Origin of the sequence: Terrabacter carboxydivorans (genome assembly GCF_039532035.1) — a bacterium.
GTDB lineage: Bacteria > Actinomycetota > Actinomycetes > Actinomycetales > Dermatophilaceae > Terrabacter > Terrabacter carboxydivorans.
Map to the genome: position 1 here is coordinate 92,173 of NZ_BAAARE010000001.1, position 26,983 is coordinate 119,155.

Genomic DNA, 26,983 nt, shown 5'->3' on the forward strand with positions numbered 1-26,983 from the left:
TGGACCTGCGGCTCCGCAGCCGAGGCCGCAGGACCGGCAGGCTCAGTGGTGGCGGACCTCGAACGGGCCCGGCCTGGACACGAGGGCGACCGCGGCGGCGCACCCAGCAGGTGCGTCGATGTCCACGACCGTCAGGGACGGCATACCGCCCACGACCTCGGTGAGGACACCGGCGCGCGGGGTGACGAACGACGCTGGCTCGACGCGCAGGCCGACGCCGAGCGCCTTGAGGCACGCCTCCTTGCGCACCCACGCGAGCGCGTTGTCGACACCGCCCTCCCGCTCGGACGGGTGCAGCGCGACCTGCCCGAAACCCTCGAAACGCGTCCCGGCGCCCTGCTCCACGTCCACTCCCACCGCTCCCGACCGGCTGAGCGCGAGCGCGACGACGGTCCCGGCCCGGCTCAGGGACAGGTGGAGCCCGGGGTCGTCGACGAGCAGCGGGCGTCCGTGCTGGCGGTCGCAGTCGGGACAGGTCCGGTCGAAGCGCAGCGACCCCGGAGGTCGGCCGAGGAGCCGCCCGACCTCGGACCGCGCCAGCAGGTGCAGGGCGAGGTAGGCGCGGGCCGCAGACGCGTCGGTCAGACGGGACCACCGTTCGCGCTCGTGCTCGTCGAGGCTGCCCGCGTCGGAGCCGTCCTGCCCCGGGTCGGGATCGACGGCGGTGTCGCGCACCCAGAGGTCGACCAGGGCCTCAGCCATGCGTCGCCGCAGGCGGCGTGGGATCACCACCACCGGTGTCGTCGCGCAGCGCGAAGGCGAGGCGGTCGCGGGCCGCGTGCTCGACGAGCACCGGCACGAAGTCACGCACCGGGCCGGTGAGCTCGGAGTGGGCGAGGCGCACCGCCGCCTCGACGACGTCGGCATCCAGCTGCGGGAAGTGCTCCTGCAGGCGAGCCCTGACGTCGGTCAGGGCCCTCATCTCGTCGGCGCGGTCCACGAGTCAAGGATCGGGGCGTCGCGCCGCCCCCGCAAGGCCTCACCCCGAGCGGATCTCGGCCACCCCGTCCCGCGAGGGATCGGGGGCCGGTGCCGGCATGCTGGCCGGCGTGCTGGCGAGGGTGCTGGCGAGGGAGGCCCCGGGGGCGGCCGGCCACCGGCTCCGACTCGTCGTCGACCTCCTCGCCCAGCCAGGACTCCAGGCGCGCGAGCGACAGCATCAGGGCCAGCCCCGTGCCGAGTGCAGCGAGGGTCATCACGGTCATGCATGTCCTTCCGTCGTGGCCCGCCGACGAGGCGGGTCGTTGGAGACGACGCCTCCGCGCCGATGGGATGACGTGGCAGGACCGGGTGTGGGTACGTTGCGGCCGTGACCGCAGCCGAGCGTGCCGGGCCCGTGCCCGGCCACAGCGCGGACGACGTCGCGGACCTGCTGCCCATGGTCCGTCGCATCGTCCGTGCCAGGGTCGGCGCGCACCCCTCCGCCGAGGACCTCGTGCAGGAGACGCTGACCCGGGTGCTCGCGGCGTCCTCGACGATCGAGCCGGGCATGCTCGAGCCGTATGCCATCGTGACGGCGCGCAACGTCGTGGCCTCGATGTGGCGTGATGCCGACCGCCGCAGCCGCAACCAGCACCGCGCCCTCGACCTCAGCACTCCCGACGCCCCCGAGACCCGGGTGGTGCTCGACGAGGAGCAGTCGGCGATGGCCACCGCTCTCGCGCGGCTGACCGACCGGGAGCGGCGCACCCTGCTCGACCACGAGGTGACCGGGACCGACACGCGCACCCTCGCCGCGCGTGACGGCAGCACCGCCGGCGCCGTGGCCGCTCAGCTGAACCGGACCCGCGCCCGCCTCCGTGTGGAGTACCTCCTGGCCGTCGAGCAGGTGGAGCCTCCGACGGAGCGCTGCCGACCCGTGCTCATCGCCCTCAGCGGCGGTGACCACCGGCGCCAGCGCGAGGTGCAGGCGGCGCAGCACCTCCTCGAGTGCGAGCCGTGCGCCCGCCTGAGCCAACCGTTGCTCGAGCGGGGTCAGCAGCGTGAGGACACCCTGCGCATCGCCGTCACCGGCGACCCCGACATCGTCGCCGCCCGCGGCGCTGCGCGCGGTGTCGCGGCCCGTCTGGCGTTCGGCCCCACCGACCTCACCGTCATCGCGACGGCCGTCTCGGAGGTGTGCCGCAACATCGTCCGTTTCGCGGGCTCCGGTGAGGTCGTGGTCGAGCTGCTCGAGACGCCGCGACGCGGCATCCAGATCGTGGCCCGCGACGGGGGGCCCGGCATACCCGACGTCGAGCGTGCGCTCGGCGACGGCTTCAGCACGTACGGCGGACTCGGCCTGGGACTGCCCGGGGTGCGTCGGCTCATGGACGAGTTCGCCATCGCGAGCGAGCCCGGACACGGGACGACCGTCACCATGACGAAGTGGGAGAGGACGAACGATGGATGACCGAACCGAGGGCCGCCCCGAGGACCGTCCCGAGGACCGTCCTGAGGACCGCCGCGAGGTGGGGCCGGGACCGGCCCGCGAGGAGCGGGTGCCCGCCGAACCCGAGGGCGGGGAGCACCTGCTCTCCCAGCTCGTCTCGCACCTGCGCGAGCACCGCACCCGCCTGCGCCGGGACTGGGCCGAGCGCATCCAGCAGGCCCACCTGCTGACGGCGATGACCCCCCAGGAGATGGCGGCCGAGACGACGTCCGTCTACGACAACTACGTCGAGGTCCTCGAGACCGGGAGCGTCGAGGCCCTGCAGCACTACGCCCGCGACCTCTCCGAGCGCATCATCCCCCGAGGCGTCGAGACCCACGAGGTCGTCGGCATCGTGCTGCTCCTGCGCGACGTGCTCGCCCGGTCGCTCTTCGAGAAGTACCAGCGCGACTTCGCCCTGCTCAACGAGGTGCTCGACGCCTACGAACCCGCCGCCAACCGCATCGCCAACACCGTGGCGGTCAGCTTCGTCGACGAGCGCGAACGCGTCATCCGTCAGCAGCAGGACGCGATCCGCGAGCTGTCGACGCCGGTCCTGCCCGTCCGCGAGCGACTGCTCATCCTGCCCATCATCGGTGTGCTCGACAGCGAGAGGGCCCGCCAGCTGACCGAGCAGCTGCTGACCGGCATACGCAAGCACCGCGCCAAGGTCGTCGTCATCGACATCACGGGGTCTCCCGACGTCGACGAGGCGGTCGCGAACCACCTCGTGCAGACGGTCGACGCGTCACGCCTCATGGGTGCGAGCGTCATCATCACGGGACTCTCGCCCAAGATCGCCCAGACTCTCGTCACCATCGGCGTCGACCTGAGCAAGATGAACACCATCGGCGACCTGCAGGGTGGCCTCGAAGAGGCCGAGCGGCAGCTCGGCTACGTGACCCGGAGGGAGGGCAGCACGAGCTCGTGAACGGCGGACCGGCACTGGTGTCCATCATGCGACAGGGATCGACCCTGATCGCATCGGTCCACACTGCCCTGGACGACTCCCAGCTGGTCCGCTTCGAGCACGACCTCGTCCACCAGATCGGTGAGCACCGGTCGCGCGGCGTCATCATCGACGTCGCCGCCCTCGATGTCATCGACTCCTTCGCGGCCCTGACGCTGCGGCGCATCGCCGAGATGGCCCGCCTGCGCGGGGCGCTCACCGTCGTCGTCGGCATCCAGCCGGAGGTCGCCTTCACCATGGTGCGGCTCGGGATGGGCACCGGGAACGTGCCGACCGCCCTCGACCTCGAGGAGGGCCTCGGTCTGCTGGCTGCCCAGACGCCACCTGAGCCCCACCAGGCGCCGCGCGCCGGGTCCGAGCGACGCGACGCCCCGAGGTGACCGGAACGGGCGGCCGACCGCCCCTGGACGACTTCACCCAGGACTACCGGGCCACCCTGCTGCGCTTCCTCCCGCGGCGCGACGAAGCCGCCCGCGAGTCCGCCTACGAGCTCGGCCGACGCGCGTTCGTCGCCGGCATCAGCCTGCTCGACGTGTGCCGTGTCCACCACGAGCTCACCCTCGAGGTGTTCGGTTCGGCCGTCGCGGAGGACCACGTGGACATCCTGACGAAGTCGGGCGAGCTGCTCCTGGACGTCCTCGCCGCCTACGACATGACCCATCGGAGCGTGCTCGGACCCTGACGCGGCGGCGGACGCCTTGGGCCGGGATGCATGACGCGGGAGGTCCTGCGGAAATTTCGGCAGGGGCCGGGACCTGCGTGCTCAGGCACGCTGCGGCGGCGCCCGGTCAGGCCTCGTCGATCCGCGACGCCACGTCATGTCCGAGCCTCCGCGCCCTCTTCACCGGTGACCGACGGCCCACGAGGCCGCTCGTACACCGATCAAGGAGTCACCCCATGAAGCTCTCCACCAAGCTGTGCGCCGCCGGAGCCACCCTCGCCACCACCGCTGCGCTCGGCCTGCTGCCTGCAAGCGCCGCGTCCGCTGCGCCCTCGGCCGCGCCCACCGCTGCACCGGCCGCCGCGAGCACGCCGCGCACGACGGCCTCGTCGACGATCAGCCAGGCGATCGCCGGCGTCGGCACCTTCACCGGCTCGTTCGCGCCGACCGGCTTCTCCAACCAGAACGGCCAGCTCGGCGTCACCGGGCTCGTCACCGGCACCCTCAAGACCCTCACGGGCCAGACGGTCCCGGTGAGCCAGACGGTCACCACGACGGTCCAGAGCGCCACGACGGCGGGCTCGTGCGACATCCTCAACCTCGTGCTCGGGCCGCTGCACCTCAACCTGCTGGGCCTCAACGTGGACCTCAACCAGGTCGTCCTCAACATCACGGGCCAGACGGGCGCCGGCAACCTGCTCGGCAACCTGCTGTGTGCCGTCGCCGGGCTGCTCGACGGCAACGGCGTCACCGGCCTGGCCGGTCTGCTGAACCGCCTGCTCGGTCTCTGACCCGGGCTCAGCCCCGCTGCACGGCCCGGGTCTGATCTCACCCGGGCACCCCGATGGCGCCGACCACCTCCCCGGTCGGCGCCATCGGCCGTGCACCCGGGGACGTCGCCGGCCCGTCAGCCGCGCCCGCGGGCCCGGGGGTCAGGGGCCGAGTCGCCCTCGCCGCGCCCGACGAGCCAGCGCAGCTCGCTCCGGTGCTCGAGCCCGAGCTTGGCCAGCACCGAGGCCATGTGGGTCTTGACCGTCGCGGTCCCGATCCCGAGGGTCTCGGCGACGGCGGCGTTGCCAGGGTCGCCGTCCGGGCCGGTCACGACGTCGACGACGCTCCGCTCGTGCGGTGAGAGCCGCTCGAGCGGGTCCGGGCGGGGATCGGGCTCGGAGTCGGTGTCGGCGTGCCCTCCGAGGCGGGTCATCAGGGCAGCCTGTACCTCGAAGCAGCGGCGACTCAGGCTGCTCAGGGCTGCGGAGCGCTCCTCCGCGTCGTCCATCGCCGCCACCTTCTGGATGTCGGCGGCCATCGCGGTGAGGGCCGATGCCGCATGGTTGACCGCCATGAGCGTGCCCGCGCGACCGGTGTCCTGCAGCTCCGGATAGACCGCCGCGAGGTTGAGCCCCCTGCCCGGCTTCGCCGCATGGATCCGGTCCCGGACGACGGCGGCGAGCCACGTCAGGGCGTCCACGACCTCGTCGGTCATCGTCCCCGGAGTGTCCGACAGGGCCCCGAGCACCCCGACCACGCCGTCCTCGGTGAGCATCGGGACCATGACGGCGTCGGCGGACGGCTCGCCGTCACCGAACCGGACGCCCCGGTTGAGCAGCGCCCCGTCGTCGTCCTGGTAGCGGTAGGGCCGCTTGGAGGCGACCACCCACGCCACGACCCCGGCTGGGCCGTAGGTCATGGTGCCCGCCTCGGCGTAGCTGCCGTTGCTGAAGAGGTAGGGGTAGGAGATCCGCCGGTCGTCCTCGCGCAGCAGCGCCACGTAGAAGTCGTCGAGGACGGTGATCGCGCCGATGGCCGCCCGGCAGGCGTCGTAGACCGTGAAGACGTCGGCGCGGTCTGCCTCGTGGATGACCTGGTCGGCGAACCGCAGTGCCCGGATCGTCGGGTCGCTCAGCACCATCGCACCGCCTCTCCACCGCTGCCGGCCTGCTGCCGCCCGTGCGGGCAGGCGGGGCCACGCTAGTACGTCTTCGGGGGTCGTGTGGCGGTTCGTCCCGCGTCTCCCAGCCGGAGACCTCCCCCTGAGGATGACCCTCATGGTCAGCCTCAGGGGGATGCCGACTCAGCAGGCCCGGAGGGCACCATGGCAGGGCCGACTGCTGGCTCGGGGCCCCATCGTGGGAGACGGGGTCTCGAACAGCCCTGGCGGTGTGCGTGCCACAGGGGGGTATGCCGCCACCCGGCTCAGTCTCGTCCCACTGCGGACGGGCCACGACTGCCCCGGTTCTCGGCCCTCGGGGAGGGGCGCCGAGGGCCGGGGCGTCATCGTGCCGGCGAGCAACTGCCGCCCGCCCGGGCGCCGCTGCCTCCGCACCTGCTGCGGGACCTTCGACCCTGCCTGCCCCTGACGCCGCCGCCGCACGCTGGTGGCAGGAGGCACCATGAGGTCGACCGTCAGCCGGCGCACCGTCGGAGCGAGCGCCCTGCTCAGCGTGCTGCTCGCCGCGCTGCTGGCTGCGTGCAACCTGGGATCGCCCGGCGGCATGGTCGTCGGCTCCGGCGACGTGGGGTCGCAGGCACGCGACGTCGCGGCGTTCACCGAGGTGAGCGCCGGCGCCGGGATCCAGGTGCGCCTCGCCACCGGTCCGCGCACGGTCGTCGTCACGGCGCAGCCCAACATCCGCGACATCACCCGCACCGAGGTGTCCGGGTCGCGCCTCACCGTCGACACCACGAGCGGCTACGTGTCCGCACAGGGCCTCGTCGTCGCCGTCACCGTGCCGAAGCTGGACGGGGTGGAGCTCTCGGGCGGCGCGAGCGCTTCCGGACCGGTCGGCACCTCCGAGAGGCTGGTGGTCCGGATGTCGGGTGGGGCGCGCGCCACCCTCTCCGGGTCTGCCGGCATGCTCGAGCTCACCGCCAGCGGTGGCGCCCTGCCAGAGCTGGGCGACCTGCACGCGACGGACGCCACCGTCGACCTCAGCGGCGGCGTGGTGGGCTCGGTCACCGTCAGCGGCACCTTGAAGGGCACCGCCTCCGGTGGGGTCGTGCTGACCCTGACCCGCCGTCCGGCGACGACCTCTGTGGAGACCTCCGGCGGAGCGGTGCTGCGCAACCCGTGACCGGTCGCCGGCAGCGGTTGCCGTCAGGGGCGGTCAGGGTCTGGCGTCAGCCCGCGCCGAAGGTGGCGCCGAGGCCCTCCGCCGACCGCGACTCGCCGCGGTGCGTGAACGACGTGCCGTCCGGCAGCTGCACCGTCCACTCGGACGCGTTCGGGACGACGCCCCGTCCGGTGAACCGGCAACCCGCCCCCACGAGGTTCCCGTCCGCGTCCACGTGCGGACCGGCGTAGATGAAGGCCGTGACGGCACTGTCGATCGTGACCGTCGCTGCGACCGGGATGGAGAGGGCAGCACGTCCGTAGGGCGGCGCGGTCGCGGTGAACCGGACGACGCTCCCGACCCCGAGGCCCAGCCGGTTGCCGGGCCGGTGGACCGTCAGCGGGCAGGGCCGCGACGAGCCGGCCGACAGCGCGGCGGCGTCGTCCGCGGGCAGCTCGCCACCGACCGCGAGGTCCACGGACATCGTCGTGGTCAGCGGAGCCGGCGGTCGGGACGTCGACGGGCCCGCGCACGGGTCGCACGAGGGGTGCGGGGCCGTGCACGCCGTGACCGCGGACAGGGCCGTGGTCGTCACGACGACGCCCACGACGGCGCCGGCGCGGCGGACCCACGACCGGCGTCCTCCAGTCCCCCTCACACCGGCAAGCGTGCCGCGCCCGGCCCTCCAGGGTGTGGCAGTCGGCCCCACCGAGACGTGACCGAGACGTGCCGATCGATGGGCCACCGCCTGCGACGGTCGGCCGCACCCCGTCGGACGTCCCCAACGGTCAGGGCCGCGGCTCGTAGCGCGGCAGGGCGTGGGTGCGCGCGACGAGCTCGCGCAGCGAGGCGAGGTCGGGCCCGACGAGCCCCGCGGCCCTCGCCTGGACGAGGACGTTGCCGAGGGCCGTCGCCTCGACGGGTCCGGCGACGACGACCCGGCCTGACCGGTCGGCGACGGACTGGCACAGCAGGGCGTTCTGCGACCCGCCTCCGACGACGTGGATGGTCCGCACGGCCCGTCCTGTCAGGGTCGCGGCGGCGTCCACCGCTCGCGCGTAGGCGACGGCGAGGCTCTCGAGGATCGTCCGGACCACGGCCGGCCGCGTCGACGGCGCCGGCAGGTCGTGCGCGAGGCACCAGGAGGCGATGCGGTCGCCCATGTCGCCGGGCGGCAGGAAGCGGGGGTCCTGCACGTCGACGACGGGCACCGACCTGGGGTCGACCTCGGCGGCCGCCGCGAGCAGGGCGGAAAGGTCGTTGCGAGTCGAGGGGCCCCGGTCCTCGCGCTCCCACGACCGCAGGGTCTCGCTGAGGATCCACGTGCCCATGACGTTGGTGAGCAGCCGGGTGAGTCCGTCGACCCCGCCCTCGTTGGTGAAGCTCGCGGCTCGCGCCGCCTCGGTGACGACCGGTCGGTCCACCTCGACGCCGACGAGTCCCCACGTCCCGAGCGAGAGGTATGCCGCGTCGTCCCCCTCGAGGGGCACGCCGACGACCGCGGACGCCGTGTCGTGCGACCCGACGGCGACGACGGGGACACCCGGAAGGCCGGTCTCCGCCGCGACGAGGCCGGTGAGGGGTCCGATGGTGCTGCCGGGCTCGACCAGCTGGGGCAGCAGGCTGGGCGGCAGCCCCAGACGGTCGAGCAGCACGAGGTCCCACTCGCCCGTGCGTGGGTCGAGCAGCCCGGTCGTCGACGCGTTGGTGCGCTCGGCCACCATGCGACCGGTGAGCCACCAGGCGACGAGGTCCGGCACGAGCAGCACCCGGTCGGCGAGCGCGGTCCAGGGGTCGGCAGCAAGCTGGTAGAGGGTGTTGAAGGGCAGGAACTGCAGCCCGTTGTGGCGATAGAGCTCGGTCACGCCGACGAGGTCGTGGACCGTCGGCGGGCCTGTGTCGCAACGCTTCTCGTCCCGGTAGTGGAACGGCAGACCGAGCAGGCGGTCGCCTCTGACCAGACCGTAGTCGACCGCCCAGGCGTCGATCCCGACGCTCGCGAGCCCTCCCGCCCCGGCCGCCCTGGCCGCACCCCTCAGGCCGTCGAGGGCACCGGCATACAGGCTCGGCAGGTTCCAGTGCAGGCCCGAGGGCAGGCGCAACGGCCCGTTGGCGAACCGGGCCGTCTCGCGCAGCTCCAGTCGGTCCGGACCGACCTCCGCGAGCACGACCCGACCGCTCGTGGCCCCGAGGTCGATCGCGGCGACGTGCGCCGTCGACGTCCCCATGGTCGTCATCGCCTCACCGGAGGAACGCTGCGGCGACGCCTGCGTCGACGGGGATGTGCAGTCCGGTGGTGTGGGTCATCTCCGGACCGCAGAGGGCGAACACCGCGTTGGCGCAGTGCTCCGGCAGCACCTCGCGCTTGAGCAGCGTGCGCTGGGCGTAGAACTCCCCCAGCTTGTCCTCCTCGACGCCGTAGACGGCTGCACGGTTGGCTCCCCACCCGCTCGCGAAGATGCCCGACCCACGCACGACCCCGTCGGGGTTGACGCCGTTGACCTTGATGCCATGGGCACCGAGCTCGGCCGCGAGCAGGCGCACCTGGTGGGCCTGGTCTGCCTTGACCGCCGAGTACGCGATGTTGTTGGGTCCGGCGAAGACCGAGTTCTTCGACGAGATGTAGACGATGTCGCCGCCGAGACCCTGCTCGATGAGCACCTTCGCCGCCGCGCGCGACACGAGGAACGAGCCCTTGGCCATGACGTCGTGCTGGAGGTCCCAGTCGGCGACCGTGGTCTCGAGCAGCGACTTCGACAGCGAGAGGCCGGCGTTGTTGACCACGAGGTCGAGGCCGCCGAACGCCAGCACGGCCGCGTCGACCATGGCCTGCACCTGGGCCTCGTCCGAGACGTCGGCCTGCAGCCCGATCGCGACGTCGCGACCCCCGATCTCGGCCGCGGCCGCCTCGGCCCTGGCCAGGTCGAGGTCGGCGACGACGACGCAGGCGCCCTCGGACGCCAGCTTGGTGGCGATCGCCCTGCCGATGCCGCTCGCCGCGCCGGTCACGAGAGCGATCCGCGTGGCGAGGGCCTTGGGCTTGGGCATGCGCTGCAGCTTGGCCTCCTCGAGCGCCCAGTACTCGATGCGGAACTTCTCCGCCTCGTCGATCGGTGCGTAGGTCGAGAGCCCCTCGGCGCCTCGCATGACGTTGATGGCGTTGACGTAGAACTCGCCCGCCACGCGGGCCGTCTGCTTGTCCTTGCCGTAGCTGAACATCCCGACGCCCGGCACGAGCACGACGAGCGGGTCGGCGCCGCGGATCGCCGGGGAGTCGGCGTCTGCGTTGCGGTCGTAGTAGCCCTGGTAGTCCTCGCGGTAGGCGGTCGCCAGCTCCTGCAGGCGCGAGACCGACTCCTCCAGCGTGGCCGTCGCGGGCAGGTCGAGGACGAGCGGCTTGACCTTGGTGCGCAGGAAGTGGTCGGGGCACGAGGTGCCGAGCGCGGCGAGCCGGGGGTGCTCGGCCGAGGCGAGGAAGTCGAGCACGACGTCGGAGTCGGTGAAGTGGCCGACCATGGCACGGTCGCGCGAGGCGATGCCCCGGACCGTGGGCGCGAGGGCGGCCGCGCGTGCCCGACGCTCCTCCTCCGGCAGGGCGGCATACCCCTCGAGGGCGGGTCCGAAGGGCTCGGGCCGGCTGTGCTCGGCGATGTAGGCGGCGGCGGTCTCGATGATCCACAGCGAGCTCGCCTCGGCCTCCTCGCTCGTCTCACCCCAGGCCGTGATGCCGTGGCCGCCGAGGATGCAGCCGACGGCCTGCGGGTTCTCCCGCTTGATGGCGGCGATGTCCAGACCCAGCTGGAAGCCCGGTCGGCGCCACGGCACCCAGGCCACCTTGCCGCCGAAGATCGTTGCGGTCAGGGCCTTCCCGTCGGCGGCGGTGGCGATGGCGATGCCGCTGTCGGGGTGCAGGTGGTCGACGTGCGCTGCGTCGACCAGGCCGTGCATGGCCGTGTCGATCGAGGGCGCGGCGCCCCCCTTGCCGTGCAGGCAGTAGTCGAAGGCGGCGACCATCTCGTCCTCACGCTCGACGCCGGGGTAGACGTCGACGAGGGCGCGCATGCGGTCGAGCCGGAGCACGGCCAGGCCGCTCTCGGTGAGCGTGCCGAGGTCTCCCCCGGACCCCTTGACCCAGACGAGCTCGACCGGCCTGCCGGTGACGGGGTCGGTGACGGTGCCCTTGGCGGAGGTGTTGCCGCCGGCGTAGTTGGTGTTCCTGGGGTCGGCTCCGAGCCGGTTGGAGCGGGCGATCAGCTCGGCCGCGGGGGCCGGGGTCGTGTGGTTCGGGGACTCGCTCATGGGTCAGTTCCATCCTGCCTGCGTGCCGCCTGCGCGGTCCGCCTCGATCTGTTGCTGGTAGCCGCTGCCCAGGTAGGCCTGCACGGGACGGGCCGGCAGCCCGCGGCTCTCGCGCCACGCGGCGAGGTCGGCGCGCACGTCGGTGTAGAAGGCGTCCATGAAGATCTCGTTGGCGGCGAGGACGTCGCCCGCCTCCTGCGCCGAGCGCAGCGCCTCGGCGTCGACGAGCAGCGCCCGTGCCGTCATCTCCTGGACGTTGAGCACCGAGCGGATCTGGCCCGGGATCTTCGCCTCGATGTTGTGGCACTGGTCGAGCATGAAGGCGACCTGGCTCCCGGGGCCGTAGCCGCCACCCCGGATGACCTCGAAGAGGATCCGGAAGAGCTGGTAGGGGTCGGCCGCCCCGACGATGAGGTCGTCGTCGGCGTAGAAGCGGCTGTTGAAGTCGAAGGAGCCGAGCTTCCCGAGGCGCAGCAGCTGGGCGACGATGAACTCGATGTTGGTGCCCGGCGCGTGGTGCCCGGTGTCGAGGCAGACGAGCGCCCGCTCCCCCAGCGCGGCCACGTGGGCGTAGGAGGTGCCCCAGTCCGGCACGTCGGTGTGGTAGAACGCCGGCTCGAAGAACTTGTACTCGAGCACGAGCCGCTGCTCCTCGCCGAGCCGCTCGTAGATCGTGCGCAGGCTCTCGGCCAGGCGATCCTGGCGGCCCCGGATGTCGCCCTGCCCCGGGTAGTTCGTGCCCTCGGCCAGCCAGATCTTGAGGTCGCGCGACCCCGTCTCGTGCATGACGTCGATGCACGCGAAGTGGTGGTCGATGGCCTTCTGGCGGATCCGCGGGTCGGTGTGGGTCAGGGCGCCGAGCTTGTAGTCGTCGTCCTGGAACGTGTTGGAGTTGATCGTCCCGAGGCCGATGCCCAGGTCCTCGGCGTAGCGCCGCAGGGCACCGAAGTCGTCCACGAGGTCCCACGGGATGTGGAGCGAGACGAGCGGCGCGAGGCCCGTGAAGCGGTGGACCGTGGCGGCGTCGGCCACCTTCTCCTCGACCGTGCGCGGGGTGCCGGGCGAGCCGAACACCTTGAAGCGGGTGCCGGAGTTGCCGTAGGCCCAGGACGGGACCTCGATGGCCTGGTCCTCGAGCCGCGGTGCGATCTCACTGAATGTCGTCATGTCTCATCACTTCTGGGTTGCGTCGGGTCCGGCGTCAGCCGTCGGGGGCTGGTCGAGCGGGTCGGGCTGGTCGCTCTGGTCGAGGTGGTCGATCTGGTCCTCGAGGTGGAAGACCTCGTCGAGCAGGAGGAATCCCTGGTCGGGCGGCACGCCGTCCAGCTCCTCGAAGAACGGGGCCATCTGCGCCTGCCACCGGGCGTTCACCTCGGTGCGGGCCATGCCCGCCACGGCGTCCTCGAGCGAGGGGGTCTCGACGTAGCCGATGAGCAGCCCGTCGGGGCGCAGGAAGAGGGAGTAGTTGTGCCAGCCCGTCTCGGCGAGCGCCCGGAGCATCTCGGGCCAGACCGCGGCGTGCCGGGCCCGGTACTCCTCGATCCGGTCGGGCCGGACCTGCAGCTGGAAACAGGCGCGCACGGGCACTCCCCTGGGGTGGTGGCGGTCGAGCACGTATGCCGGGTGGCGGGCTTCACGTGCTCGTCGGGCTGGCGTCGGGCTGGGTCGCAGGCGTTCCGTCCGGCCGACGACGGGTGCGCGTCGGCCGGACGGTGACCGCTCAGAACTTGAACTGGTCGATGTTGCCGGCGTTGAAGGCGAACGGGTCGCCGAGCAGGACGGTCTGGTTGGCCCCGACCTTGAAGCTGCCGAGCGAGCCGGCGGTGAACGAGTCGCCCTCCTTGCCGGTGATGGTGCCCTTGACGAGGGCGTCGGCGGCATACGCGGCGAGGGCGCCGAGGTCGGCGGGGTTCCAGAGGTAGAACTCCTTGACGGTGCCGTTCTTGACGTACTCGCGCATCTGGTTCGGCGTGCCCAGGCCGGTCAGCGCGACCTTGCCCTTCTTGTCGGAGGTCGACAGGTAGCGGGCGGCCGCGGCGACGCCGACGGTGGTCGGCGAGATGATGCCCTTGAGGTTGGGGTGGGTCTGCAGCAGCGCGGCGGTCTTGTCGAACGACGTCTGGTCGTCGTCGTTGCCGTAGACCACGTCGACCAGCTTGACGTTCTTGTGGTTCGCCGCGAGGTCCTTCTTCATGAGGTCGATCCAGGCGTTCTGGTTCGTCGCGTTGGCGCTGGCGGAGAGGATCGCGATCTCGCCGGAGTCGCCGATCTGCTTCGTGATGCCGTCGACCTCGACCTTGGCGAGGCCGTCGGGCGACGCCTGGTTGATGAACAGGTCGCGGTACTGCGCGTCGGTGTCGGAGTCGAACGTCACGACCTTCGTGCCGCCCTTGCGTGCCTGGTTGAGGGCGTCGCCGATCGCCTTGGGGTCGTTGGCCGACACGACGAGCGCGCTGGCGTGCTGCTGCGCTGCGGTGTTGATGTACTGCACCTGACCGTCCGGGCTACCGGTCTGGGGCCCGACCTCGGAGTACGTGCCGCCGAGGGCCTCGACGGCCTTCTTGCCGCCGGCGTCGCTCGTGTCGAAGTAGGGGTTGCCGAGGTTCTTCGGGATGAAGACGACGTTGAGCTTCGCCGCGGCCGTGACCCCGCCGGAGCCTGCCGGGGTCGTGCCGGTCGCGGCCTTGGTGCACCCGGTGAGGGCGAGCGTGACAGTGAGGGCGGCGACGCCGAAGACGGCGGCGCGGCGCGGGATGGCAGTCATGAGAGTTCCTTTCGGTGGGTTCCGACGCCTGAGGGCGTCTCGGTGGGGCGAGCGCCCCGGTTACGCCTGGCAGCGACGTCGGAGACCCACGCCAGGACAGTGGTGGAGATCACCGAGAGCACGAGGAGCAGCCCGATGATGATGTTGATGACGTTGACCGTGACGCCCTGCAGCCGCAGGGCGCTCGAGAGGACGCCGATGAGGAGCACGCCGCCGATGACGCCGAGGAGCTTCCCGCGGCCGCCGAAGATCGACACCCCGCCGAGGAGCACTGCGGCGATGACCTGCAGCTCGAGGCCGGTGGCGTTGTCGCCGCGGGCGCTGCCGAAGCGCAGCGTGTAGAAGATGCCGGCCAGGGCCGAGACGGTGCCGGCGAGGACGAAGAGCACGAACTTGGTGCGCTTGACCTTGACCCCGGTGAACACGGCGGCCTCGCTGCCGAGGCCGATGTCGTAGATGCCCCGCCCGAACGGTGAGAAGTGCAGCGCGAGGGTGAAGCCGACGACGAGCAGCAGGAAGACCCACATGACGGTGGGGATGCCGGTGTCGCCGAGGGTGCTGGAGGCGCGCTGCGTCCAGTCGGAGGGGAAGTCGGTGACGGCCTTGGTGCCGAGGATGCCCACGGCCAGCCCGCGGTAGAGGGCGAGCGTGCCGATGGTCACGGCCAGCGAGGGCAGTCCGACGTGGGCCACGAGGTAGCCGTTGAGGGCGCCGCACGCAGCGCCGACGACGAGCGCGACGAGCGCTGCCACGGGGATCGAGACCCCTCGCTCGTGCAGGACGCCGAGCAGCACGCTGCTGAGCCCGACGACACTGGCGACGGACAGGTCGATCTCGCCGGTCATGATGACGAGCGTCATGGGCAGTGCGATGAGCAGGATCGGGGTGACGTCGAGCAGCAGGTAGGTGAGCGTCAGCTGGTCCCCGAAGTACGGGACGTTGCCGTAGGCCCACATCGAGACCACGACGACGAGCGCGACCACGGCGGCCTCGCGGGAGACGAGCGTGCGGCGCCACCAGCGGTGCGCGTAGGCGGCATACGTGCGGCTCATGACTGGTCCCTCGCTTCGACGAGACGGCGTGACTGGCGGGCACTCAGCACCCGGTCGAGGACGATGGCGCTAAGGATCAGGGCCCCGACGAGCGCCTGCTGCCAGAAGTCGGGGATGCCGAGCATCGGCAGCGCGCGGTTGATGGTGACGAGCAGGACCGCTCCGATGGCGGCGCCCCACACCGTGCCGCTGCCGCCGAAGATGGCGACCCCGCCGATGACCGCCGCGGCCACCGCCTGCAGCTCGATGCCGGTGCCGGCGTCGGAGCTGACCGAGCCGTAGCGGGCGGCGAAGACGACGCCGGCGAGACCGGCCAGCGCGCCGGAGAGCACGAACGCCCCGATGACGCGTCGTCGGACGTTGAGGCCGTAGAGGACCGCCGCCTCGGGGTCCGAGCCGATGGCATAGAACTCGCGACCGCTCCGGGCCGTGTGGAGGTAGTAGCCGACGGCAGCCAGCACGAGGACCGACACGACGAAGAGCAGCGGGATGGTGAGCACCTGCGCGGTCCCGAGGTCGAGGAAGCCCGACGGCAGGTCGGAGGCGTTGATGCGGCTGCTGCCCGCCCAGGAGAGCACGACGCCCCGGTAGACGTAGAGCGTGCCGAGGGTGATGACGAGGGCCGGCACCCGCCCGACGGCGACGAGCAGCCCGTTGACGAGCCCGAGCACGGCCCCGACGGCCAGGCCCGCCGCGAACACGGCGACGGTGGGGACGCCCGGGTGGTCGATGAACAGGCGCCCCGTGAGGTATGCCGTGAGGCCGAGAACCGAGCCGACGGACAGGTCGACGTTGCGGGTGATGATGACAGCCGCCTGCCCGACGGCGAGCAGGATGAGCATCGAGGGCGTGAGGAGCAGGTCGCGCCAGCCCGTGCCACTGAGCAGGAAGCTCGGGTTCCTGGCGGTCGCAGCGGCGATGACGACGAGCAGGACTGCCAGGATGGAGAACTCGCGGGATCGCAGCAGTCCCTGGACGAGTCGGCGTCGCGGGGACAGGCTGCTCGGCTCGACGAGCAGCTGGACGTCGGTGGTGGTCTCGTGCGAGGTCACGTCGGAGTGATCGGTCGGTGCGGGTGCGGCGGTCATGACGCGAGGCCTGTCGTGTCGGTGGTTGCGGCTGTCGGGTCGGTGGTTGCCGGGGACGGGTCGGTCCTCGTGGCGTCCCGGGTGCGCGTGGCGGCCAGCATCACGGTCTCCGGGGTGGCCCGGTCACGGGGAAGGTCCGCGGTCAGTCGTCCTTCGCACACGACCACGACCCGGTCGGCCATGCCGAGGACCTCGGGCAGCTCGGACGAGATCATGAGGATGGCCATCCCCCGGCCCGCGAGCTCGGAGAGCAGGCGGTGGACCTCGGCCTTGGTGCCGACGTCGATGCCCCGGGTGGGCTCGTCGATGATGAGGAGCGACGGGTTGGTCGCGAGCCACTTCGCGATGACGACCTTCTGCTGGTTGCCGCCGCTCATGGTCTTCGCCGACATGTCGAGCGCGCCGGTCTTGACCTCGAGGCGTCCGGCCCACGGTCCCGCGGCGGCGTTCTCCATCCGCTTGGTGAGCAGGCCGAAGCGCGCCAGGCCGCCGCGGATGACGCCGGCGATGTTGTCGGTCACGGACGCGTCGGTGACGAGTCCCTGCTTGCGCCGGTCCTCCGGAACGAAGGCCATGCCGGCGTCGATGGCTGCGCCCGGGTCGTGGCGTCGGACGGGGCGCCCGTTCATGCGCACCGAGCCGCTCTCGTAGGCGTCGACGCCGAAGACGGCACGAGCGATCTCGCTGCGCCCTGCGCCGACGAGGCCTGCGAGACCGAGGATCTCGCCGGCCCGGACCTCGAAGGTCACGTCGTGGAAGGTGCCCGACGACGTGAGGCCCGAGACCTCGAGCACCGGATCTCCGATGTCGCAGGGCGTCTTGGGGAAGAGGTCGGCCACCTCGCGGCCGACCATGAGGCCGACCATCTCCTCGACGCTCGTCTCACCGATGGCCTTCGTCGCGACGTACTCCCCGTCGCGCATGACGGTGACCGTGTCGCAGAGGTCGAAGACCTCGTCGAAGCGGTGGGAGATGAAGACGATGGCGCGGCCCTCGTCACGCAGCCGGCGGGCGACGGTGAAGAGACGCTCGACCTCGACGCCGCTCAGGGCCGCGGTCGGCTCGTCCATGATGAGGAGGCGGGCGTCGAGCGAGATGGCCTTGGCGATCTCGATGATCTGCTGGTCGGCGATGGACAGCCCGAGCGCCGGTCGCCTCGGGTCGATGTGCACGCCGAGCCCGGCGAAGAGGCGGGCGGCCTCCGCATACATCGCGGCCCTGTCGATGCGTCGCCCGCGACGGACGATCTGGCAGCCCATGAAGATGTTCTCGGTCACCGACAGGTCGGGGAAGAGGGTCGGCTCCTGGTAGATCACGGCGACGCCGGCGGCCTTCGACTCGGCGGTGGAGCCGAAGTCGGCGGGCTCTCCCCCGAGGAGGAACTCCCCGCTGTCGCGCCGGTGGACTCCGGCGACGATCTTGACGAGGGTCGACTTGCCCGCCCCGTTCTCGCCGACGAGGGCGTGGATCGAGCCCGGCCTCGCGACGAGGGTCGCGGACCGCAGGGCGGCCACCTGCCCGAAGGACTTGGCGACGTCGCGGAGCGTCAGCGTCGGGGGTGGTTGGGTCCCCGCAGAGGTGGAGGTCATGATGTCCCTTGCAACATTGAAAGGTTTCAACTGCGCTCAATGTAAAGAGGGTCACATCGGCTGTCAACCCTTTGCCCATGACTAGACTCACGATGTGTCTCGTTTCAATCAGCCGTCTCCAGCGCGCCGATGACGCTGTCGTCACGCGCCGTCGGCGTCAAGGACGTCGCCGCGCGCGCAGGCGTCTCCCTCGGCACCGTGTCCAACGTGCTCAACCGCCCCGACCGCGTCAGCGCCTCGACGCGGGTGCGCGTCGAGGACGCCATGCGCGAGCTGGGCTTCGTCCGCAACGAGTCGGCGCGCCAGCTCCGGGCCGGGCAGAGCCGGGTCCTGGCCTACGTCGTGCTCGACGCCGGCAACCCCTTCTTCACCGACGTGGCCCAGGGCGTCGAGCTCGAGGCGGCGGAGACCGACCTCTGGCTCTTCATCTGCAACAGCGACAACAGCACCGAGCGCGAGCGGGCCTACCTCGACCTCCTCCAGCAGCAGCGTGTCCAGGGCATCCTCATCACCCCGGTCGACCCCGAGGCCGAGCACCTGCGCGACGTCGCCGGACGCGGCACCCCCCTCGTCGTCGTCGACCGGACGCAGCAGGGTCTCGACCTGTGCTCCGTCGCGGTCGACGACGTGCTCGGGGGCCGGCTCGCCGTCGAGCACCTCATCGACCGCGGCCACACCCAGGTGGCCTTCATCGGCGGCCCGCTCAGCATCGGACAGGTCCAGGACCGCTGGAAGGGCGCGCAGCAGGCCTGGTCGGAGGCCGGGCTGCCACCCGAGGCGCTCCACCTGCTCCCCACCTCCACCCTGACCGTCGGGGAGGGGCGCGGGGCCGGCGAGCGCCTCGTCGGCCTGCCGTCGCGCCGCCGGCCGACGGGAGCCTTCTGCGCCAACGACCTGCTCGCCCTCGGGCTGCTGCAACAGGCCGTCGCAAGTGGCCGGAGGGTGCCGGACGACCTCGCCATCGTCGGCTACGACGACATCGAGTTCGCTGCTGCCGCAGCGGTCCCCCTCACCTCGGTGCGCCAGCCCCGGCAGGAGCTCGGCCGCACGGCCACGGAGCTCGTCGTCGACGAGGCGAACAACCCCGACCACACGCACACCCAGGTCACCTTCACGCCCGAGCTGGTCGCCCGGACCTCCACCATGGGCTGAAGGGCGCGACGCGGCATACGACCTTCGGAGCCCGCGGCGGCCACCACCTGCCGGGGCGCCTCCCCTCCCCTAGGCTCGAAACCGTGAGCCCACTCGCCTTGACCTCGGTGCGGAACCCGTTCGACGCGTCGGGCACGTCCGGCGGCAGGCCGTCGGGGTTCGGCACCCACGCTGCGACGGCGCCTGAGGCGTCATGAGCCGGCTCGAACCCGTCTCGCCCGCCCTGCTGGGCACCGAGGCGCGAGATCTCTACGACGCCATCACCGCGGGGCCACGCGCCTCCGGACCCCAGCACTTCCCGCTGACCGGGGAGGACGGCGGCCTGAACGGCCCGTTCAACGCGTTCCTGCTGAGTCCCGGCATCGGGCACGCGCTCCAGGAGCTGGGCGCGGCCCTGCGCTACCGCGGCACCTTGTCGGCCCGTTCGCGCGAGATCGCGATCCTCACCGTCGCGGCCGCCTGGGACAGCACCTTCGAGCAGCAGTCGCACGAGGCGGTGGGACGCGCGAGCGGGCTGGTCGAGGAGGAGCTGACGGCTCTGCGCGCGGGCCACGTCCCGTCCCTCGCCGACGCCCACGAGGCGGCCTGCGCTCGCCTGGCGCGTGCGATGACCCGGGGAGACGTCTCCGACGCCATGTGGCGCGAGGACGCCGAGCTCGTCGGCGCCGCAACCGTCTTCGAGCTCACGACGATCGTCGGCTACTACTCCACGCTCGCCCTGCAGATGCGCGTGTTCCGGGTGGACTGAGACGCGTTCCTCCAGGTGGGGACCGGCGTCCGTGGCGGGCGGCCCCTCCCGGTTCCAACGGCTAAGACGCCCCTCCGGACTCGGCCCGGGCGTCGTACGGTCGTGCACCATGGTGCATGCGCTCGGGTCGACGACGACCGACACCGGCACGACGGCCTGGATGCTGGTCTCGTGCGCACTGGTCATGCTGATGGCCCCGGGGCTCGCCCTGTTCTACGGCGGCATGGTCCGCAGCAAGAGCGTGCTCAACATGATGATGATGACGTTCGGCGCCACCGCCGTGGTGCTCGTCATCTGGGTCGCGTTCGGCTACTCCGAGGCGTTCGGCAACGACCTGGGAGGCGGCCTGCTGGGTGACCCCAGGCAGTATGCCGGTCTGGCCCAGTTCCTGGCGCCGTCGGCCGATGCCGGCTCGAGCTTCCCCGTCATCCTCTTCGTCGTCTTCCAGGGGCTCTTCGCCGTCATCACGGCGGCCCTGATCTCCGGCGCCATCGCGGACCGGGCGAAGTTCACCTCCTGGCTCGTGTTCGTGGCGGCGTGGGTCGTCCTCGTCTACGCGCCCGTGGCCCACTGGGTCTTCGACGCGACCTCGGGCACCCGGGCCGGAGGATGGCTGAGCAGCCAGGTGCACCTCGTCGACTTCGCGGGCGGTACCGCCGTCGAGACCTGCTCCGGCGCCTCGGCCCTGGCGCTGGCGCTCGTGCTCGGACGCCGGATCGGCTTCGGCAAGGAGCCGATGCGTCCGCACAACCTCACCTACGTCATGCTCGGCGCCGGGCTGCTGTGGTTCGGCTGGTACGGCTTCAATGCCGGGTCCGCCCTCGGGGCGAACCACCAGGCCGCGGTCGTGCTGATGACGACGACGCTGGCCGGAGCCACGGGTGTCATCGGATGGCTCGCCGTCGAGCGGCTCCGCGACGGGCACTACACCTCCTTCGGCGCGGCGTCGGGCATGGTCGCCGGCCTCGTCGCGATCACGCCGTCCTGCGGGTCGCTCTCCCCGGTGGGGGCCCTGGTCATGGGGGCCGTCGCCGGAGGGGTGTGCAGCTGGGCGGTGGGCCTGAAGTACCGCTTCGGCTACGACGACTCCCTGGACGTCGTCGGGGTGCACCTCGTCGGCGGGATCGTCGGCACCCTGGGAGTCGGCATCCTCGCGACCCGGATCGCACCGACAGGTGTCTCGGGCCTGCTCGACGGCGGCGGCGCCGCCCTGCTCGGCCGCCAGGTCATCGGCGTGGGAGCCGTGCTGGTGTACGCCTTCGTCGTGTCGGGAGTGCTCGGGCTGCTCATCGAGCGCACCATCGGCTTCCGCGTCCACCGCGACCACGAGACCGGCGGCATCGACCTGGCCCTCCACGCGGAGACCGCCTACGACCTGCACACGACCGCGGGCGGTCGTGCCTCGACCCACGGGCTGCTCGGCTCGTTGCACTCACACCGGGAGGACCACTCGTGAAGCTCGTGACCGCCGTCGTCAAACCCCACGCCGTCGCCGACATCCGAGAGGCCTTGAGCGCACTCGGCATCGAGGGCATGACGGTGAGCGAGGCCAGCGGCTACGGGCGCCAGCGCGGCCACTCGGAGGTGTACCGCGGCGCGGAGTACGTCGTGGACTTCGTCCCCAAGCTTCGTCTCGAGGTCCTGACGAGCGACGAGGACGTCGAGGACGTCGTGCGCACCATCGTCACCACGGCCCGGTCGGGGCGCATCGGCGACGGCAAGGTGTGGGTCGTCCCGGTCGACACCGTCGTCCGGGTGCGCACCGGCGAGCGCGACGGCGACGCCATCTGAGGCATCTCACCTCGAGGGCGCCGAGTGGTGTGATTCCGGCGCGCCGGGCCCTTCGGCCCTACCCGACGTCACCCGCACGGTGCGACGGTGAGCGGACGACACGGCATACGGCTCGTGTGGTCCGAAGGGGACGCCAGGACCATCAGACTCGACCGGACCGCCTTGGTGGCCAAGCACCAGAACCCTGAGGCCGCCGCCTCGGCCGCCATGACCGACCTCGGCTACAGCGAGGTCATCGCCCCGGCCGCGAGGTTGTTCATCGAGAGACGCACCGAGGACTCGATCCTCTCCATGATGTGACCTCGGCTGCCGTCGGGGCGTGACCCAACACCGGGCGCCTGCTGCACTACCGACGGACAACGATGCGTGGTTCGACCTCGTCATGAACGAGCTCGACGGGAAGCGGTACGAGGAGCTTGTGAGTGCACTGCACAGCCGGCGCACAGCACGGAGCAGCGCCAGGCACAGGCGTCACGGCGACGATCGTGGTGCTCGCCCATCAGCGGGTGCCGGGCAGCTGGCCGGCCATCGAACGAGCCGGAGGAAGCGGGGTGTCGCCATGGACGGCACTGCTATGACGGTGGCCCCCCCACCCGCGGGCGGTCCCCGGGTGCCGCCCGACCTCGAAGGCTTCGGCATGACTCACGTGTCCCTGCACCGAGCTGCTCCTGACGTCGGTGCCCCTCCGGACGTGGGGGCAACTGCGGACGTGAGGCCCACCCCGGTTTCGACCCGGGCGGCGGTCGGCTCCGCCCTCATCTGCGCCGCCGTGGTGCTCATCGGGTGGGCCTGCTGGCTCGGCGCCTCACTCCCGGTCTCCGGGCTCCCCCAGAGCTGGTCGTCGTCAGGGGCAGGCCTGGGCAGCTGGCGGCTGACGTGGGTCGGGCTCGACGCCCTGGAGGTCGCCGGGCTGCTGGCCACCGGCATCGCGCTCCGTCGCCATCACTGGAGTGCCACGGTCAGCGCGTTGCTGACCCTTCCGCTCTTCGTGCTGGACGCGTGGTTCGACATCATGACCGCGTCGACGAGCACCGGGCTCGGGCAGGCGCTGACCATGGCCCTGCTCGTCGAGCTGCCCACGGCATCGGTCCTGGGGTGGGTGGCACGCTCCGGCCTCCGGGCATTGCGGCACGGGGCGACACCCCCGACGTACGAGAGGCCCTGACTCGCGTCTCCGCTGGAGCTGGGCTAGCGCGCGAAGGTGACGTGGATGGTGCCGCTCTCGGCGACCTCAGAGGTGACCTCGTAGGTCTCTTCGAGCCTGCGAAGGTCGTACCAGAGTCGGGGACCGCTGCCGAGGAGTACTGGCGCCATGGCCACGTGAAGGTGGTCGACGACTCCGGCTCGTAGGAACGCGCGGGCGGTCCCGACTCCTCCCCCCACCCGCACGTCGCGTCCTCCCGCAGCATCGGAGGCCTCGAGCAGGACACGTTGAATGCTCCCGCTTCGGAAGTGGAAGGTGGTGCTCCCCTCCATCGGTATGGGTGGCCGCGGTGCCGTGTTGGAAAGGACGTAGACCGGGACGCCGAACGGAGGCCGGTCGCCCCACCAGCCCTTCCAGTCGGGGTCGGGGTTGGCGTGAAGGCCGAACATTCCTGCGCCCATGATCTCTGCGCCGACACCTGCAAACTGGGCCGCGGCGTACTGGTCGTCGATGCCAGTAGTGCCGCCACCGCTGGTGTCTCCGAAGACCCGTTCGCGCATCGTCCGAGTCGCGATGTGCGCCTCCGTCAAGCGGTTCCAGTCGGCGCCCATCGGGTGCTCCGGGCTCGGTTCTCCAGCGGTACAGCCGTCCAACGAGGCAAACATGTCGATGCGGACCCGAGTCACAGCTTCTCCTTTTCAGGGTTGCCGACCGAGGTACGTCCCCAGTCGTGTGTCGTACTCGCCGTTCGAGACAGCTGAGTACGAGGCGGGAGGGGCGGGATCTCACGGTTGGAGTAGTGGGGAGCCTCGAAGGGGTACTCCTTCTCGGCCCAGTGGTGAAGCGCCCGGTAGAGCGTGGTGTAGTGACCTCGGGCGTAGGCGCCGGGGGTGACCCACCAGGAGATGTCGACATCGCAGTCGAGAAGCTGCTCGTCGAGCGGGGTGCGGCACCCCACCGGCGCCAGGTAGCCGCAGCCGACGTAGCCGCCTGCCTCGTCGTAGACCGCGTAGGTGAACGAGGTCTGCTCGCGGAACTCCTGCTCGTGCCAGACGAGGTCGACGTAGTTGTACGCCTCGCTGACCGGCTCGGTTGGCCAGCCGCCGCCCCTTGTCCTCTGAATGAGCTCGATGCTCTGGTTGATGCCGCGAACGTCATCGTCGAGGTCTGCGCGGCTGATCGCGCGCGCCTCGAGCTCTTCGAACCGCAGCCGCGTCGGGGCCGCAAAGCCGGGCGGAAGGCGTAGCGGCTTGACGAACTGGGCGTAGTTCACGACCGTTCCTTTGGCGGCGCGTTCAGGACGCTGTAGCGCATCATCGCCGCGCCGCTGTCGAAGATGCGAGCGGAGTCGAGCGTGAAACCCAGGTCGTGGGTGATGTGGTCGAAGAGGCGGGGCCCTGACGCGAGGGCGGCGGGGTGGATGATGAGGAAGTACTCGTCGATCAGGCCCGGTGCGTCGGCCAGCGGGCCGAGTGTCTCAGGGCCGAAGCAGGCGATGATGTCCGTGCCGTCTTGGTTCTTGAGCTGCGCGAGGTGTGCAACGGCGTCCCCTCGCCTCACCTCGCGACGCGTGTTCGGGTCGTCCTCGAGCGTGTGCGAGAGCACCACTTTCCTCATTCCGCTCAGAAGTCGAGCGAACTCGACGCTGGCCGGGCTCTCGAGGACCTCGGCGTCGGGCAAGGTGCCTGCCGCTACCTGCTCCCAGTAGGGCACGACGACCTCGTACAGCCGGCGAGACACGGCCAAGGTATCCGCTCGGGCGTACGCCTCGTTGACGTAGGCCGTCTCTTCCTCACCCCACGCGAATGGCTGCCAGAATCCTCCGTCCGCGTGGCTGATCCGGCCGTCAAGGGTGACCTGCATGAGGACGATGAGCTTTCGCATGGAACTCTTCCTTGGTGGTTTCGGGTGGTCCTTGGTCACGGGCATCGCGACGCGAGGCTGCCGACGCCGGAACACCCAGCGGTCGGTGAGCGCCGGTCGGACGGGACTGAGTCGGGTGCCGGACACGTCCGACGCCGCTGGGTTGAGTCTGCCGATTCAGCGGTCCAGTCAGGAGATCCATTCGGGCGCTGATGGAGTGGACCATTTGGTTGACTGGAGCAATGCCCGTCGACTGGGGCCGAAATGGTCCGGACCTGATGATGACGTTGGATCGCAACGGCACACCGCTCCTCGTCCAGATCCAGGAGCACCTGCGCACCGCCATCCGCGAAGGTCGGCTGAAGTCGGGCGAGAGGCTGCCGTCCACCCGGCGGATGGCCGAGCACCTGCGGGTCTCACGCGGCACCGTGGTCGAGGTCTACGAGCAGCTGGTTGCCGAGGGGTACCTCGACTCGGTCGTCGGATCCGGTACTCGGGTCACCGAGCATCTGGGGCAAGACCGTCCTCAGCAGAAGCACCCGACCTCGGCGCCACCAGACAGGTCCGTGATCCAGTTCGACTTCGAGTACGGGATCCCCGATCTCCGGTCGGTGCCCCTGAGGGAGTGGGCTTGGGCCGTCGCGGAGGCCACCAGGACACTGCCGACCGCCAGTCTCGGGGACGAGGAGCCTGCCGGCTCCCCTCACCTGCGTGACGTGGTCACCGCCTACCACCGTCGCGTCCGCGCCGGGTGCGCCACAGCCGACAACGCCATCGTGGTCGGCGGCTTCCGCCAAGGGCTGGCGTTCGCACTGGGAATGCTCGCACGCACGGGCATCGGGGCCGTCGGGCTCGAGGATCCCGGGCCACGTGATCACGATCGGATCGCAGAGCGGGCCGGCCTGGTGGCGGTTCCGATCCCTGTCGATGCCGACGGCCTCGACGTCGCCGCGCTGCACAAGACCCCGGCGCGGGCCGTCCTGGTCACCCCGGCACATCAATGCCCCGCCGGGGTCGCTCTGAGCCCCGCCCGGCGACGCGCCCTCGTCGCGTGGGCCGACGAGGTCGACGGGGTGATCCTCGAGGACGACTACGACGCCGAGTTCCGCTACGACCGACAGCCCGTCGGGTCCCTGCAGGGGCTGGCGCCCGAACGGGTCATCGCCCTGGGCTCGGTCAGCAAGACGCTGGCTCCGGCTATCCGTATCGGCTGGATCCTGGCGCCGCACCGCTTCCGGGACGCGTTGATCGAAGAGAAACGGCTGAGCAGCCGTGGCGCCCCCGGCCTGGACCAGGAGGCCCTCGCGCTGTTCATGGAGTCCGGCCGCTTCGACCGCCACCTCCGGCGCATGCGCGAGCTGTACCGCAGCCGCCGCGACGTCCTGGTTCGTGAAGTCACTGAGCTCTTCGGACCCGCGAGCCTGCGGGGCCTCGCCGCAGGCTGCCACGCCGTGCTCCTGCTGCCAACCGATGTCGACGAGGACGTCGTCGTCGACGTCGCTCGAACGCTTGGGGTCCGCGTCAGCGGCCTCGGGCGATACCTGTCAGCCCCATCGCCTGCGGATCCTGCTCTCCTGATCTCGTTCGGCAACATCACCGAGGGCCAGCTCGTCTCCGGGATCCACGCGATCGCCGAGGCGGTACGACGTGTGACGAGTCTCGATGTCAGCGGTCGAGCATAACTTTGCTCCGGTGACAGCGAACATGACTCGAGCACCCCGTGTCGTGATGATGTGCGGTCCGGGTGGTGCAGGCAAGACCACCTACGCCAAGCGCCTGGAGCGCGAGGGCTGGACTCGCCTGTCGTTCGAGGTGGAGTTCTGGGATCGCGGCATCAAGACGATGCCCTCCCCTGAGGTTGTCGCCGAGGTAGCCGCAGACCTCAGGGCCCGGTTGCTGCGCCTTGTCGCAGCGGGAGACGATGTCGTGCTCGACTTCGGATTCTGGTTCCGGCGACAGCGCGATGAGTTCCGCGAGCTGCTCGAACCCCAAGGCATAGTGGCGGAGACTGTCTACATCGCAACGACTCTCGAGACCATTCTGAGCCGAGTGGGTGATCGGCATGGCCGGTGGGCGGATGACTGGCCGCTCACCGAGCAGACGGCGACTGAGTACTTCGAGCGGTTCGAGCCTCCAACGCCCGAGGAGGGACCGCTCGAGGTGGTCCGCTAGCCAGCGAGAGCCGCAAGCGCACCCTTTCACCCCATGCCTGTCCTGCTCCCGACCGTGAGGCTTGATGGGAAGACAGCGGACCCAAGCACCGTGGCACGCGAGCGTCCCGCGCTCAACAGCTGACGAACGCGTCCGTCCCGCGCTCGAGGGAAGGCCGACACCGTCTGGAGGAAGCAGAAGGGCCTCGAACCGGCGTTTCCGCTGGTCAGAGGCCCTTCTGAGCACTG

At 71.2% G+C, this 26,983-nt stretch carries 29 protein-coding genes; 14 read left to right on the plus strand and 15 right to left on the minus strand.

What is annotated here, in order from left to right:
* Positions 1–42: 42 nt before the first annotated feature.
* Positions 43–702, minus strand: a complete 660-nt coding sequence (locus ABD297_RS00445; RefSeq protein ID WP_344252137.1) for a 4'-phosphopantetheinyl transferase family protein — start codon at positions 700–702, stop codon at positions 43–45.
* Positions 695–940 (minus strand): three-helix bundle dimerization domain-containing protein, encoded by a 246-nt coding sequence (locus ABD297_RS00450; protein WP_344252138.1) that lies wholly within the window; start codon positions 938–940, stop codon positions 695–697. The genes ABD297_RS00445 and ABD297_RS00450 overlap by 8 nt, the downstream gene beginning before the upstream one ends.
* A 369-nt stretch (positions 941–1,309) precedes the next feature.
* Between ABD297_RS00450 and ABD297_RS00455 the strand changes: the two genes are divergently transcribed.
* The 5 genes from ABD297_RS00455 (at position 1,310) to ABD297_RS00475 (ending at position 4,832) form a co-directional block, all read left to right on the plus strand.
* Entirely contained in the window at positions 1,310–2,392 is a 1,083-nt protein-coding gene (locus tag ABD297_RS00455) for a sigma-70 family RNA polymerase sigma factor (protein ID WP_344252139.1), read from the plus strand.
* Positions 2,385–3,341 (plus strand): STAS domain-containing protein, encoded by a 957-nt coding sequence (locus tag ABD297_RS00460; protein WP_344252140.1) that lies wholly within the window; start codon positions 2,385–2,387, stop codon positions 3,339–3,341. The genes ABD297_RS00455 and ABD297_RS00460 overlap by 8 nt, the downstream gene beginning before the upstream one ends.
* A gap of 26 nt (positions 3,342–3,367) precedes the next feature.
* On the plus strand, positions 3,368–3,760 hold the full coding sequence (locus ABD297_RS00465) for an STAS domain-containing protein (protein ID WP_344252141.1): 393 nt from the start codon (positions 3,368–3,370) through the stop codon (positions 3,758–3,760).
* Complete coding sequence (locus tag ABD297_RS00470) at positions 3,757–4,062, plus strand: phosphatase RsbU N-terminal domain-containing protein (RefSeq protein WP_344252142.1); 306 nt, start codon at positions 3,757–3,759, stop codon at positions 4,060–4,062. Before ABD297_RS00465 ends, ABD297_RS00470 begins: the two co-directional genes overlap by 4 nt.
* A 215-nt stretch (positions 4,063–4,277) precedes the next feature.
* Positions 4,278–4,832 (plus strand): ABC transporter substrate-binding protein, encoded by a 555-nt coding sequence (locus ABD297_RS00475; RefSeq protein ID WP_344252144.1) that lies wholly within the window; start codon positions 4,278–4,280, stop codon positions 4,830–4,832.
* Between the two features lie 116 nt (positions 4,833–4,948).
* On the opposite strand, the gene ABD297_RS00480 is transcribed toward ABD297_RS00475, so the two are convergent.
* Positions 4,949–5,953, minus strand: coding sequence for a LuxR C-terminal-related transcriptional regulator (locus ABD297_RS00480; protein WP_344252145.1), 1,005 nt, complete (start codon positions 5,951–5,953; stop codon positions 4,949–4,951).
* 481 nt (positions 5,954–6,434) lie between these two features.
* Here ABD297_RS00480 and ABD297_RS00485 point away from each other — a divergent pair, with 481 nt between their 5' ends.
* Positions 6,435–7,115: a GIN domain-containing protein gene (locus tag ABD297_RS00485; protein ID WP_344252146.1), complete on the plus strand. Its 681-nt coding sequence runs from the start codon at positions 6,435–6,437 to the stop codon at positions 7,113–7,115.
* Between the two features lie 46 nt (positions 7,116–7,161).
* Here ABD297_RS00485 and ABD297_RS00490 read toward each other — a convergent pair whose 3' ends face one another.
* The 9 genes from ABD297_RS00490 to ABD297_RS00530 all read right to left on the minus strand — a co-directional run bounded on the left by ABD297_RS00490 (position 7,162) and on the right by ABD297_RS00530 (position 17,886).
* The gene (locus tag ABD297_RS00490) at positions 7,162–7,752 is read right to left on the minus strand and encodes a hypothetical protein (RefSeq protein WP_344252148.1); all 591 of its coding nucleotides are present in this window, start codon (positions 7,750–7,752) and stop codon (positions 7,162–7,164) included.
* Positions 7,753–7,882: 130 nt separating this feature from the next.
* On the minus strand, positions 7,883–9,322 hold the full coding sequence (locus ABD297_RS00495; protein ID WP_344252464.1) for a rhamnulokinase: 1,440 nt from the start codon (positions 9,320–9,322) through the stop codon (positions 7,883–7,885).
* A 13-nt stretch (positions 9,323–9,335) separates the two neighbouring features.
* Positions 9,336–11,393 (minus strand): bifunctional aldolase/short-chain dehydrogenase, encoded by a 2,058-nt coding sequence (locus tag ABD297_RS00500; RefSeq protein ID WP_344252149.1) that lies wholly within the window; start codon positions 11,391–11,393, stop codon positions 9,336–9,338.
* A 3-nt stretch (positions 11,394–11,396) separates the two neighbouring features.
* Positions 11,397–12,560, minus strand: coding sequence for an L-rhamnose isomerase (rhaI, locus tag ABD297_RS00505; protein WP_344252150.1), 1,164 nt, complete (start codon positions 12,558–12,560; stop codon positions 11,397–11,399).
* 6 nt (positions 12,561–12,566) lie between these two features.
* Positions 12,567–13,007: an L-rhamnose mutarotase gene (locus tag ABD297_RS00510; protein ID WP_344252151.1), complete on the minus strand. Its 441-nt coding sequence runs from the start codon at positions 13,005–13,007 to the stop codon at positions 12,567–12,569.
* 106 nt (positions 13,008–13,113) lie between these two features.
* On the minus strand, positions 13,114–14,157 hold the full coding sequence (gene rhaS / locus ABD297_RS00515) for a rhamnose ABC transporter substrate-binding protein (protein WP_344252152.1): 1,044 nt from the start codon (positions 14,155–14,157) through the stop codon (positions 13,114–13,116).
* Positions 14,154–15,209 carry an ABC transporter permease gene (locus ABD297_RS00520; protein ID WP_344252153.1) on the minus strand — a complete coding sequence of 352 codons (1,056 nt, stop codon included), beginning with the start codon at positions 15,207–15,209 and terminating at the stop codon, positions 14,154–14,156. The genes rhaS and ABD297_RS00520 overlap by 4 nt, the downstream gene beginning before the upstream one ends.
* Positions 15,206–16,297: an ABC transporter permease gene (locus ABD297_RS00525; RefSeq protein ID WP_344252155.1), complete on the minus strand. Its 1,092-nt coding sequence runs from the start codon at positions 16,295–16,297 to the stop codon at positions 15,206–15,208. The genes ABD297_RS00520 and ABD297_RS00525 overlap by 4 nt, the downstream gene beginning before the upstream one ends.
* On the minus strand, positions 16,294–17,886 hold the full coding sequence (locus ABD297_RS00530) for a sugar ABC transporter ATP-binding protein (RefSeq protein WP_344252157.1): 1,593 nt from the start codon (positions 17,884–17,886) through the stop codon (positions 16,294–16,296). The genes ABD297_RS00525 and ABD297_RS00530 overlap by 4 nt, the downstream gene beginning before the upstream one ends.
* Before the next feature lie 129 nt (positions 17,887–18,015).
* On the opposite strand from ABD297_RS00530, the gene ABD297_RS00535 reads away from it, so the two are divergent.
* The 6 genes from ABD297_RS00535 to ABD297_RS00560 all read left to right on the plus strand — a co-directional run bounded on the left by ABD297_RS00535 (position 18,016) and on the right by ABD297_RS00560 (position 22,742).
* Positions 18,016–19,038, plus strand: a complete 1,023-nt coding sequence (locus ABD297_RS00535; RefSeq protein WP_344252158.1) for a LacI family DNA-binding transcriptional regulator — start codon at positions 18,016–18,018, stop codon at positions 19,036–19,038.
* A 193-nt stretch (positions 19,039–19,231) separates the two neighbouring features.
* A complete protein-coding gene (locus ABD297_RS00540; RefSeq protein WP_344252159.1) occupies positions 19,232–19,786 on the plus strand; it encodes a carboxymuconolactone decarboxylase family protein in 555 nt (184 codons plus the stop codon).
* 109 nt (positions 19,787–19,895) lie between these two features.
* The gene (locus ABD297_RS00545) at positions 19,896–21,242 is read left to right on the plus strand and encodes an ammonium transporter (RefSeq protein ID WP_344252160.1); all 1,347 of its coding nucleotides are present in this window, start codon (positions 19,896–19,898) and stop codon (positions 21,240–21,242) included.
* Positions 21,239–21,577, plus strand: coding sequence for a P-II family nitrogen regulator (locus ABD297_RS00550; RefSeq protein WP_344252162.1), 339 nt, complete (start codon positions 21,239–21,241; stop codon positions 21,575–21,577). The genes ABD297_RS00545 and ABD297_RS00550 overlap by 4 nt, the downstream gene beginning before the upstream one ends.
* 87 nt (positions 21,578–21,664) lie before the next feature.
* Positions 21,665–21,877, plus strand: a complete 213-nt coding sequence (locus ABD297_RS00555; protein ID WP_344252163.1) for a hypothetical protein — start codon at positions 21,665–21,667, stop codon at positions 21,875–21,877.
* 409 nt (positions 21,878–22,286) lie between these two features.
* A complete protein-coding gene (locus tag ABD297_RS00560; protein ID WP_344252164.1) occupies positions 22,287–22,742 on the plus strand; it encodes a hypothetical protein in 456 nt (151 codons plus the stop codon).
* A 23-nt stretch (positions 22,743–22,765) separates the two neighbouring features.
* Here the strand turns inward: ABD297_RS00560 and ABD297_RS00565 are convergent, their stop codons facing one another.
* Genes ABD297_RS00565 through ABD297_RS00575 form a run of 3 tightly spaced genes read right to left on the minus strand, consistent with a single transcriptional unit; the run spans position 22,766 to position 24,650 of the window.
* Positions 22,766–23,407 carry a dihydrofolate reductase family protein gene (locus ABD297_RS00565; RefSeq protein ID WP_425581117.1) on the minus strand — a complete coding sequence of 214 codons (642 nt, stop codon included), beginning with the start codon at positions 23,405–23,407 and terminating at the stop codon, positions 22,766–22,768.
* The gene (locus tag ABD297_RS00570) at positions 23,404–23,994 is read right to left on the minus strand and encodes a GNAT family protein (protein ID WP_344252165.1); all 591 of its coding nucleotides are present in this window, start codon (positions 23,992–23,994) and stop codon (positions 23,404–23,406) included. Before ABD297_RS00570 ends, ABD297_RS00565 begins: the two co-directional genes overlap by 4 nt.
* A complete protein-coding gene (locus tag ABD297_RS00575; protein WP_344252166.1) occupies positions 23,991–24,650 on the minus strand; it encodes a dihydrofolate reductase family protein in 660 nt (219 codons plus the stop codon). Before ABD297_RS00575 ends, ABD297_RS00570 begins: the two co-directional genes overlap by 4 nt.
* A gap of 176 nt (positions 24,651–24,826) precedes the next feature.
* Here ABD297_RS00575 and pdxR point away from each other — a divergent pair, with 176 nt between their 5' ends.
* Positions 24,827–26,266: a MocR-like pyridoxine biosynthesis transcription factor PdxR gene (gene pdxR, locus ABD297_RS00580; RefSeq protein WP_344252167.1), complete on the plus strand. Its 1,440-nt coding sequence runs from the start codon at positions 24,827–24,829 to the stop codon at positions 26,264–26,266.
* A complete protein-coding gene (locus ABD297_RS00585; RefSeq protein ID WP_344252168.1) occupies positions 26,247–26,756 on the plus strand; it encodes a P-loop nucleotide/nucleoside kinase family protein in 510 nt (169 codons plus the stop codon). Before pdxR ends, ABD297_RS00585 begins: the two co-directional genes overlap by 20 nt.
* The last annotated feature ends 227 nt before the right edge of the window (positions 26,757–26,983 follow it).

Excerpts from the sequence above, each read along its gene's own strand:
- ABD297_RS00445 (WP_344252137.1), bottom strand. The coding sequence starts at position 702 with ATGGCTGAGGCCCTGGTCGACCTCTGGGTGCGCGACACCGCCGTCGAT.
- ABD297_RS00460 (WP_344252140.1), top strand. The coding sequence starts at position 2,385 with ATGGATGACCGAACCGAGGGCCGCCCCGAGGACCGTCCCGAGGACCGT.
- ABD297_RS00465 (WP_344252141.1), top strand. The coding sequence starts at position 3,368 with ATGCGACAGGGATCGACCCTGATCGCATCGGTCCACACTGCCCTGGAC.
- ABD297_RS00475 (WP_344252144.1), top strand. The coding sequence starts at position 4,278 with ATGAAGCTCTCCACCAAGCTGTGCGCCGCCGGAGCCACCCTCGCCACC.
- ABD297_RS00480 (WP_344252145.1), bottom strand. The coding sequence starts at position 5,953 with ATGGTGCTGAGCGACCCGACGATCCGGGCACTGCGGTTCGCCGACCAG.
- ABD297_RS00485 (WP_344252146.1), top strand. The coding sequence starts at position 6,435 with ATGAGGTCGACCGTCAGCCGGCGCACCGTCGGAGCGAGCGCCCTGCTC.
- ABD297_RS00495 (WP_344252464.1), bottom strand. The coding sequence starts at position 9,322 with ATGGGGACGTCGACGGCGCACGTCGCCGCGATCGACCTCGGGGCCACG.
- ABD297_RS00500 (WP_344252149.1), bottom strand. The coding sequence starts at position 11,393 with ATGAGCGAGTCCCCGAACCACACGACCCCGGCCCCCGCGGCCGAGCTG.
- rhaI (WP_344252150.1), bottom strand. The coding sequence starts at position 12,560 with ATGACGACATTCAGTGAGATCGCACCGCGGCTCGAGGACCAGGCCATC.
- rhaS (WP_344252152.1), bottom strand. The coding sequence starts at position 14,157 with ATGACTGCCATCCCGCGCCGCGCCGCCGTCTTCGGCGTCGCCGCCCTC.
- ABD297_RS00520 (WP_344252153.1), bottom strand. The coding sequence starts at position 15,209 with ATGAGCCGCACGTATGCCGCCTACGCGCACCGCTGGTGGCGCCGCACG.
- ABD297_RS00525 (WP_344252155.1), bottom strand. The coding sequence starts at position 16,297 with ATGACCGCCGCACCCGCACCGACCGATCACTCCGACGTGACCTCGCAC.
- ABD297_RS00530 (WP_344252157.1), bottom strand. The coding sequence starts at position 17,886 with ATGACCTCCACCTCTGCGGGGACCCAACCACCCCCGACGCTGACGCTC.
- ABD297_RS00535 (WP_344252158.1), top strand. The coding sequence starts at position 18,016 with ATGACGCTGTCGTCACGCGCCGTCGGCGTCAAGGACGTCGCCGCGCGC.
- ABD297_RS00540 (WP_344252159.1), top strand. The coding sequence starts at position 19,232 with ATGAGCCGGCTCGAACCCGTCTCGCCCGCCCTGCTGGGCACCGAGGCG.
- ABD297_RS00545 (WP_344252160.1), top strand. The coding sequence starts at position 19,896 with ATGGTGCATGCGCTCGGGTCGACGACGACCGACACCGGCACGACGGCC.
- ABD297_RS00575 (WP_344252166.1), bottom strand. The coding sequence starts at position 24,650 with ATGCCCGTGACCAAGGACCACCCGAAACCACCAAGGAAGAGTTCCATG.
- pdxR (WP_344252167.1), top strand. The coding sequence starts at position 24,827 with ATGCCCGTCGACTGGGGCCGAAATGGTCCGGACCTGATGATGACGTTG.
- ABD297_RS00585 (WP_344252168.1), top strand. The coding sequence starts at position 26,247 with ATGTCAGCGGTCGAGCATAACTTTGCTCCGGTGACAGCGAACATGACT.